Annotated in this window: 9 protein-coding genes and 1 pseudogene; 3 read left to right on the top strand and 7 right to left on the bottom strand. The window is 66.5% G+C overall.

Going from position 1 to position 8,554, the window contains the following annotated elements; translation table 11 throughout:
• Positions 1-171: 171 nt before the first annotated feature.
• The 7 genes from A5704_RS18045 to A5704_RS18015 form a co-directional block, all read right to left on the bottom strand.
• Positions 172-1,143: an LLM class flavin-dependent oxidoreductase gene (locus tag A5704_RS18045; protein ID WP_067890256.1), complete on the bottom strand. Its 972-nt coding sequence runs from the start codon at positions 1,141-1,143 to the stop codon at positions 172-174.
• 1 nt (position 1,144) lies between these two features.
• Positions 1,145-1,624 (bottom strand): VOC family protein, encoded by a 480-nt coding sequence (locus tag A5704_RS18040; RefSeq protein ID WP_067748814.1) that lies wholly within the window; start codon positions 1,622-1,624, stop codon positions 1,145-1,147.
• A gap of 15 nt (positions 1,625-1,639) precedes the next feature.
• Positions 1,640-2,389, bottom strand: coding sequence for an SDR family NAD(P)-dependent oxidoreductase (locus tag A5704_RS18035; protein ID WP_067890253.1), 750 nt, complete (start codon positions 2,387-2,389; stop codon positions 1,640-1,642).
• Positions 2,386-3,627 carry an MBL fold metallo-hydrolase gene (locus A5704_RS18030; RefSeq protein WP_067890250.1) on the bottom strand — a complete coding sequence of 414 codons (1,242 nt, stop codon included), beginning with the start codon at positions 3,625-3,627 and terminating at the stop codon, positions 2,386-2,388. The genes A5704_RS18035 and A5704_RS18030 overlap by 4 nt, the downstream gene beginning before the upstream one ends.
• Before the next feature lie 19 nt (positions 3,628-3,646).
• Positions 3,647-4,918 (bottom strand): sulfotransferase, encoded by a 1,272-nt coding sequence (locus tag A5704_RS18025; protein ID WP_067890246.1) that lies wholly within the window; start codon positions 4,916-4,918, stop codon positions 3,647-3,649.
• A gap of 71 nt (positions 4,919-4,989) precedes the next feature.
• On the bottom strand, positions 4,990-5,376 hold the full coding sequence (locus A5704_RS18020; protein ID WP_067779498.1) for a DUF2237 family protein: 387 nt from the start codon (positions 5,374-5,376) through the stop codon (positions 4,990-4,992).
• 87 nt (positions 5,377-5,463) lie between these two features.
• On the bottom strand, positions 5,464-5,796 hold the full coding sequence (locus tag A5704_RS18015) for a PE domain-containing protein (RefSeq protein ID WP_067779500.1): 333 nt from the start codon (positions 5,794-5,796) through the stop codon (positions 5,464-5,466).
• A 143-nt stretch (positions 5,797-5,939) separates the two neighbouring features.
• Here A5704_RS18015 and A5704_RS18010 point away from each other — a divergent pair, with 143 nt between their 5' ends.
• The 3 genes and pseudogenes from A5704_RS18010 to A5704_RS18000 form a co-directional block, all read left to right on the top strand.
• Entirely contained in the window at positions 5,940-6,383 is a 444-nt protein-coding gene (locus tag A5704_RS18010; protein WP_067890243.1) for a TM2 domain-containing protein, read from the top strand.
• A 117-nt stretch (positions 6,384-6,500) separates the two neighbouring features.
• A complete protein-coding gene (locus A5704_RS18005) occupies positions 6,501-7,634 on the top strand; it encodes a 1,4-beta-xylanase (protein ID WP_067779502.1) in 1,134 nt (377 codons plus the stop codon).
• A gap of 119 nt (positions 7,635-7,753) precedes the next feature.
• A pseudogene (locus tag A5704_RS18000) lies at positions 7,754-8,554 on the top strand (hypothetical protein); the annotation flags it as partial.

The following is an 8,554-nucleotide window of genomic DNA, read 5'->3' as shown; positions in this document are numbered from 1 at the left end:
GGCGGCGCCGCGGGAGCATTGCTTGCCAAGGCGGACGCGCCCGCGCCGCCACCGAAGGTGAGCACCAATCCAAGTGTCGCGGCGCCACCGATGAGCGCCAGTGCTTTTCGAGCTTTTGTCATGCCCGGTCGCATACCCGTTATTCCTATGGGCAATCAGGGGTTCGGCGAGTTAGCTGAGGGCGGGCAGCACCTTCTCGGTGAGCAACTGGACCGACTTCCAGGCCTCGTCCACCGGCATGCCACCAACCAGGGGGTGCAGCACGAGCGGGCCGTAATCGTCGGCGTCACGCATCTCCGCGATCAACTCGTCGGGGGTCAGGAAGCGGTACCGTCCCGACGCCCTGACCTCGTCCAGCGTCTGCACCCCGGGCAAATGCATGAGCGACCGCTGATCGGTCGACCAACCGCCGTAAGTGACTGCCTCCCAAAGGATGTGGTCACCGAGCTCCGCCCACGCGCGGTCGGGGTCCTCGTGCAGGAAGATCATCCCGCGGTTCACCGGGCCCGGCATGAGGATGAGCGGCGTCATGCCGGCCTCGGCACACAGCTCACGGTAGTAGGCGGCGATGTCGGGCAGGTGATCCGCCAGGCTGAGCGGCAGCCGGAAGCGGGCCGCCCGTCGCGCCGTGGCGCGCGCGCCGCCACCGACATACAGCGGTGGATGCGGTCGGGTCCAGGTGCCGGTGCAGATTCCCGCGTCGGCATCGGCGCCCGACCACACCGACAGCATCCGTTCGAGCAGGCTGTCCATCAGCGCGCCTCGGCGCGCGAAATCGGTCCTCATTACGTCATATTCGACCGTACGATAGCCGAGGCCCACCGTGGTGTGTAGCCGGCCGCGGCTCATGTTGTCGACCAGCGCGATGTCCTCGGCGAGCCGGACCGGGTTCCACAGCGGGCCCAGCGCGCAATCCACGCTGGCGATCAGCGTCGAGGTCCGGGCCAAGAACATCGCGGCCGCCATGATGGGGTTGCAGCTCCAGCCGTGTCCGGTCGCGTGATGCTCGTCGACGCTGATCGAGGTGATGCCGTGCGCCTCGCCCCACTGCGCCAATTCGAGGGCGGCCGACAACAGCCTGCTCTGCGTGCGGGGTTCGCCGTGCGGGGAGGCGAAGTTGAAGCGCAGCACCGTTAGCAACACGTCACGCCTCCTGTGGGGCGGCCATCGACTGCAGGAAGGCGGGGAAGTCCGGGAACAGCGCCCGATCGACGATCTCGATGCGCGCCCCCGAAGAGTCTGTGTAGTAAGCGAATAGCCCGAGTTCGGATCCGGGCACGTCCGCCGTCATCTCGAGGGCGAAGCCGTTTGCCTCGAGCGCTTGGGCGCTCGCGGCGAGGTCGTCACTGAAATAGCCGAGGTGGTGAACCGCGTTGCCCGGCGCGGCCATCCATGGGGTCCCGGGCACCTCTTGCACCAATTCCAGGTGTGGGCTCTGCAGTGAGTAGACGATTGTGGACGTCAACTCGCGGACGCCGGTCGGCGTGCGGAACGGCAGGGTGTAGGTCATCGGGGCGATCCAGCGGTAGCCGGCCAGCGCGCTGAGCCGGGCCATGGCGGCGTCGAGGTCGGGGACGATGACGCCGGTGTGGTAGAAATCCTCGGGGCGCAGGGCACTTGTCATTTGTCTCCTCGGTTTTCAGACGCAGTCTGAGGCGGCGTCGACGACGAACACCGCGCCGCTGGTGTAGCTGCTCTGCTCGGTGCACAAGAAGGCGATGGTCGGGGCGATCTCGCCGACGGAACCGAAGCGGCGCAACGGGATGTGCGCCAGCTCGGACTCCACCAGTTCGGCCGAGCCCTGCATCGGTGCGGTCATCGGGGTGTCGATGGCGCCGGGCGCCACCGCGTTCACCCGAATCCCCTTACCGGCCCATTTGACCGCGAGGTTCCTGGTGACGCAGACGATCCCGGCCTTCGCCGCGCCGTATCCCGGCACCAAGGGGACGGCCCGCAGCGCCGACATCGACGCCAGGTTCACCACGCTGGCGCCGCCGTCCGCCGTCGACGCCTTCAACGCGCGGTAGAGCCCGAGCGTCAACCGGTACGGTCCGGTGAGGTTCAGCGCGACCGATGCCTCGAATCCGTCCGGCTTCGATTCGTCAAGGCCGCCGGGGAAATTGGCACCGGCGTTGTTGACCAGCACGTCGAGGCTGGTGAACTTCCGCGCCAGCGCGTCCACCGAATCGGGGTCGCTGATCTGCAGCTGGTGATACTCCATGCCGGACAGATCGGCCTGATAGTCGACGGCCGCCGGTCGCGTTCCGGTGACCGCGACGTGGGCCCCGGCGTCGCGGAACAAGACGGCGGTCGCGTGCCCGATCCCACTGGTGCCGCCGGTGATCAGCGCCGTGGTGCCGGTGAAGTCGAAGCTGACCCGTGCCGTCATGAGTTCCTCGCTATCTGATTCTTCAGCCAGGCGGTCTCCCAGAAGTTCGTGCTGGCGGCCAACAGTTCTCCGTGTGCCTCGCGTAGCACCGCCCGAGCCCCGGCATGGTCGGACGGAAGGAGCTCGCCAAGATGGATGGCTTGCAGCGGGCGACCAGCGGCAAGGTGTTCCCGCGCCCGGCCCACCAAAGCGTCGGCCCCGGCGAGCTCGACCACGTCTGCGGCGACGGCGTCGAACCCGACCGGATAAAGCTCGGTGGTCGACTCGTGGTGAAACCAGCCGGAGTAGTTTTCCCAGACGGCCCGCACGTCCCAGGCCACCTTCCCATAGCCTTGTCCCACTTCGTATTCCGCGGGCAGCGTGATCTCCCGCATCAGGGTTCGCACGTCCTTGCCCGCGTTCATCCCCTCGACCGTCTGGTCGTGGACGTACCGAATCGCGCCGCGCAGCCGGGTCAGCTCGGCATGAATGCGCTCGGGGCCCGCTATCGGTTCGAAATGACCAGTCACCAGGAGTTCGGGCCGCAGGTCACGCACCCTCTCCACCGAGGAGATGGCGGTAAGGGCGTCGCGATACCGGTCGCCGCGCATAGTGACCAGGTTGGGAATGTGTCCGAACAGCGGGCCGAAGACATTCCCGCACAGGCAAATCCGCTCGTCCGGCAGCCACACCACCAGGGAGTCGGTGGTTTCGCCGCCGGGCACGGCGATCAGTTCCAACCGCCGGCCGCCGACCTCTAGTGTCAGGGTGTCCTCGAAATCGAGGTCCACGACGGGAACGCTCTGGCCGGCCAACCGGGTGCTACCCAACCGCCGTTGAATGGCTTGGATGCCGGTGGCCAGGGTCTCTTTGAACGCGAACGCGCTGCGACTGGCGCGATACGGAATGAGTCGTTCGTTGTCGTCTCGCCAGAGCGTCCAATTCGCCTGGGCGACGACGGTCGTCTCGGGGTCGCGGACGTTGTCCAAACCGCCGACGTGGTCGACGTGTCCTTGCGTGAACACGATGTAGCGCACCGGCGAGGGATCGACGGCGTCGAAGTTCGCGCGGTGCACCGGGCCCTCGAAACCCATGCCGGTGTTGACGATCACGCGGCCGTCACGCGTGGTGAGTAGGTAGGAGTTCGAGAGCCCCGGTGAACACCACAGCCCGGGCGCGACCTCTTCCGCCCGTTCGGCGGAAGCGGGCCGCATGGCGTCGGCGCCGGGCCGGCTGCGGTAGATCGGGTCGGAACTCATCGCTGTCGTTGCCTTCCAGCTAGGTCTCGGCCTGGACGTCGAACTTGTCGAAGTAGAAGTCGAAGCGCCCGCGCAACTCGTCGGGCGTGACGCCGAAGTGGCGGTGCAGGTGGTAGCGGATGCGGCCGTGTTTGCCCCGCGGGTTGCCGTCCAGATACTTCTCGAAGAGAGCCCGCACCTTCGGTGTCAGTTCGACGCCGCCGCAGCGATAAAGGCTTTCGAGGACCGGCATCTCGTTGCCGTTCAGCTGATGGAAACTGATGTCGATGCTGCGTTCGGCCGGCACCAGGTCGCGGTCGCGCACGCACGCGCTGAGCAGTCGGTGCACCCGGTCGCTCCAATAGTCCACCAGCCAGTCCGGCTCGATGCTGGTTCGGCGCAGTCGATCGGAGTAGGCCATCATCGTGATCGCCGACTGGATCACCGCCACGGGATCGCGGTGCGTGAAGGCCACGGTCGCGTCGGGAAACGTCGCCATGAGCGGGCCGAGCTGCTCACAGTGCTGCGGACTCTTCAGGATCCAGGTCCGCGGGCCCCGCAGAAAGGTCAAGGCCTGCAGCACCTTCCGTAGGTATGCGTAGTGGCGGCTCTGGTCGAGGCCCAGGTAGTAATCGCGCCAGTCCGGCACGCGTGCATGCCATTCCAGGACGTAGGCGGCCAGATCGAGGTCGAGGAGCTCGACCTCTTCCTCGATCGCCTCGGGGAATCGGTCGTGCATGGCGGCGACCAACGGCGCGCTGGCCATCAGCGCGTCGTGCTCGGATTTGGCTCGCGCGTAACGCGGGTCGACGCCGGAGATGTCGGGGCCCTGCCCGGGGGCGGGAATGGGTTCTTGGCTCTCCCAGTACGGCAACGCCCGACGGCGCGGGTCGGCGGCAATGAGATTAACCAAATGCGTGGTGCCCGACCGGGGCATCCCGACGACGATGAACGGCTTCTCGATCGGGATGGCTTCGATTTCCGGGTAGCGCTTGAGGAGTTCGGTCAGCGACAACCGGTTGCGCAGCAGACGCACGACTCGTTGCCGCAGCGAGGACCGTGTCAGCTGTCGCAGGCCCTCGTCGCCGTCGATCGCGGCGACGTGAGCGGCGAGCCGACCGGCGAAGCCGTCGACGTCGTCGAGGTCGGCTCCCCGCTCCAGCCCGGCCTGCTCGACCGCCTCCGCAAGCATCCGGTCGATGTCGAGGTCGACCACTTTGGCCTCGGTGAAGTCCAGAATCTGGCGTTGGACGTCGGTCAGCTTGGGCGCGGTGAGGTCATCGAAGTCGATGTCATCAACGGCAGAGCCCACCGGATCCTCTTTTCGACGTGTCGCCGAAGAGAAATATGACACAGAGCCGGGGCGTCGATCCCCCGTGGCCCCTAGAGATTCGCCAAGTCGTCGGGCACGTCGACCTTGTGTTCCTCCAGCGTCTCCAGAGGCACCACCTCGAGCGTGCGCTCGTGCGTGGAGGCCAGCACCACCGGCGCGGCGCAGCCATCCTGGTGCGCCCGAAGCCAGTTCAGCGCCGTCACGCACCAGCGGTCACCGGGCAGCAGGCCGGGGAATCGGTATTCGGGGACCGGGGTCAGCAAGTCGTTGCCGATGGAACGCTGGTGCTCGAGGAATTCGGCGGTCATGACCGCACAGATCGTGTGCCGGCCGATGTCCTCGGGCCCCGTCGAGCAACAGCCGTCACGGTAGTAACCGGTCAGTGGTTCCGTGCCGCACGGTTCCAGCGGACCGCCTAGCACGTTTCGATCGGGCACGGTTTCAGTATCGCGCTCTCGAGGGTGAAGTTTGAAGTAACTTTGCCGTCTCCGCCGGCGCGAATTCGCCGGCGCCGGCCTCGGTGGTTATCCGGCCATCCGGTAGGTCGCCAGCGGGCGCACCGCAAGCACGCTGCCCGCCGCTGCGGCGTCGACCTCCGAATACATCCGGGCGATGTCGACCACCGCCGTGCCCATCCGAACCAGCTCTTCTTGCGCGGCCGTGTTCAGTGCCAGGAAGGCGGAGGCTTCGGCGGCGAAGGCGAGGGCCGCCTGCGCGGACACCTCGTCGGCCCCGGCCGGCAGCAAAGCGGTGGTCGCCGGCGATGCGGCGGCACCGGCCTGCAGACCTTGAGCGGCGCCGCGGACCACATCCGTCCCGATTCCGGCGGCGGCCGCATCGAATGACAGTGCCTGCACGGAGCGCTCCTCACCGAGTCGTGATGATGTCGTGATGCGATAGTAGCAATAGGAAACTATTGGCGTCTACAAATCTTTGCCTGAGAAAGAGTTAAGGGCTTCCGAGGTGGACGCGGTGCCGGTGCCGGGGTTAACTCGGGCCAATGTCGACGCCGGACCCGCAGGGAAACCCGTCTGATGAGCCACCCTGGGGCCGGCGGCCGCCCGGGCCTCCGCCGCCGGGCTTTCCGCCGCCCGCGCAGCCATACCCTGGTTATCCGCCGTATCCCGGCTATGCCGGTTACGGCGATTCCCACGCGCCCTACGGCCGCGACCCGGTCACCGGACTACCGCTGTCGGACAAGTCGGCCTCGACCGCCGGCTTGCTGCAGCTGTTTTTCGGGCTGTTCGGTGCCGGCCGCTTCTACCTCGACTCGACTCGAATCGCCGTCGCGCAACTCTGTCTCGGCATCTTCGGCACGGTGTTCACGCTCTTCTGCTTTCTGGGCTTTCCCGTCCTGCTCGCGAGCGTCATCTGGGCCATCGTCGACGCGATCATGATGTTCACCGGCAGCGTCAAGGACAGTTACGGCCGCAAGTTGCGCTAGCCCGCGGGTCGGGCCAACGACCGCCAGGTGACGGGGCGATAACAATTCCCCCGTCAAGCCGGCGCGACGCGCTGGGCAAATCCCGGGGAAATCGCCGGGAAAATTTATCGTCACATCGTGCAACGACGAACGGCCCTCAAGCTGCCGGTTTTGCTGGCAGCAGGCACCGCGCTCGCCCGGGTGCCACGCGCCTCGGCGGAGGAAGCGGGCCGATGGCCCGCCGAACGCGCCAACCGTTGGTATCAGGCGCAGGGCTTCCTGGTCGGATCCAACTACATCACCTCCAACGCGATCAACCAGCTGGAAATGTTCCAGCCCGACACCTTCGATCCGCGCCGGATCGACGCCGAACTCGGCTGGGCCAGGTTCTATGGGCACAACACCGCCCGGGTGTTCCTGCACGATCAGCTTTGGGCGCAGGATCAACGGGGTTTTCAGACGCGGCTGGCTCAGTTCGTCGACATCGCCGCGCGGCATCGCATCAAGCCGCTGTTCGTCTTCTTCGATTCGTGTTGGGATCCGGCGCCCAAGGCGGGGCGGCAGCGCGCGCCGACCCCCGGCGTGCACAACTCGGGCTGGGTGCAGAGCCCCGGCGCCGAACGCCTTGGCGATCCCCGCTATGCGGCTGTCATGCGCGACTACGTCACCGGGGTGTTGACGCAGTTCCGCACCGACGACCGCGTCCTGGGGTGGGACCTGTGGAACGAGCCCGACAACCCGGCGAAGGTGTACCGAAGCACCGAGCGCAGCGACAAGGAACAGCTCGTCGGGAACCTGCTCCCCCAGGTGTTCCGATGGGCGCGCGCCGTCGACCCCAGCCAGCCGCTCACCAGCGGCGTGTGGCGCGGCGACTGGGGACAACCCCAGGGGCGCAGCGCCATCAGCGACATCCAGCTGGCCAACGCGGACGTGGTCACGTTCCATTCCTATGCCGAACCCGCGGGCTTCGAGTCCCGGATCGGCGAGCTCGCCCCGCTGGGGAGGCCCATCCTCTGCACCGAGTACATGGCCAGGCCGCGGGGTAGCACCGTGGAAGGAATCCTGCCAATTGCCAAGCGCCACAACGTCGGCGCCATCAACTGGGGTCTGGTCGCCGGGAAGACCCAGACCTACTTCCCGTGGGAATCGTGGGATCACCCGTACACCGCGATTCCGAAGGTCTGGTTTCACGACCTGCTCCGCCCCGACGGCCGGCCCTTCCAGGACACCGAAGCGCTGACGACACGAAAGCTCGCCGGGACGCAGGCTTAGATCAACCTCGGCTCGACCGGGCGGGCGAATTCGCCGTCGACCGGCCCTGATGCGGCGGTACGCTTGCTTCGCAGAGGGGGCGGCGATGTTCTTGTTGTCAAGCGGCCAGTGACCGTGCAATGGCGCTGGCAAATCTGAGCGAAGCGGAGCTGATCGGGGCGGCCGGCGGTGACCCCTGGGCGATCAACCAGAGCCTGCAGGCGGGCAGCCCGTTCCAGATCTCGCGGCTCGCGGAGGCGTTTCATAACGCCGGCCGACACTCTGCCGAAGCCGACCACGCATTCGAGCAAGCCAGAAAGCGCTTCGAGGCGTCGTGGAATCACCAGAACGGCGACAATCCGATCAACGACTCCTCCGAAGTTCAGCGGGTAACAAAATCGCTTGGCGCGCAATCCGAGCAATTGCCCAAGATCGGCGCCGACCTGGAAAATATCGCCGCCGCGCTGGCGGACGCGCAGAAGCAGGGCTCCGCAGAAATCGCCAGCCTGGACCATCATTTGCAGTTTCTCGACAAGCTGATCGGCGCGGCGAAGGAGGATCTGAAGCTGGACCTGCCCGAGCAGGAACGCAACAAACTGCTGAAATTGATCGAAGGTGCCCACGCCGACGCCGTCGACGACGTCCGCGATGCCATCAAACAGATGGAATCAATCCGCAACGCCTACTCCGACACCCTGCACAAAGCGCTCGGTTCATTGCACACCGAAGGCTACGACCCGCCCCCGGCCATCGACGACATAGTGGAACGCCCCTTGCGAGGCGAGGTCAGAGATCTGGGTCCGATCGCCGGGACCGGAGGCATTCCCGGGATCCCGGGGATCGGGGCCGCGGACCTCGGCGAGATCGTCGAAGTGCCCGGGCAGCCGGGAAGATTCCTTGCGATCTTCGGGGATTCGTTCTCAGGCAACAAAGTTGGCGAA

The sequence above is a fragment of the Mycobacterium sp. E735 genome (genome assembly GCF_001666955.1).
Lineage (GTDB): Bacteria > Actinomycetota > Actinomycetes > Mycobacteriales > Mycobacteriaceae > Mycobacterium.
The sequence above is the reverse complement of the archived record's forward strand: the minus strand, read 5'-3'. Positions and strand labels throughout refer to the sequence as shown.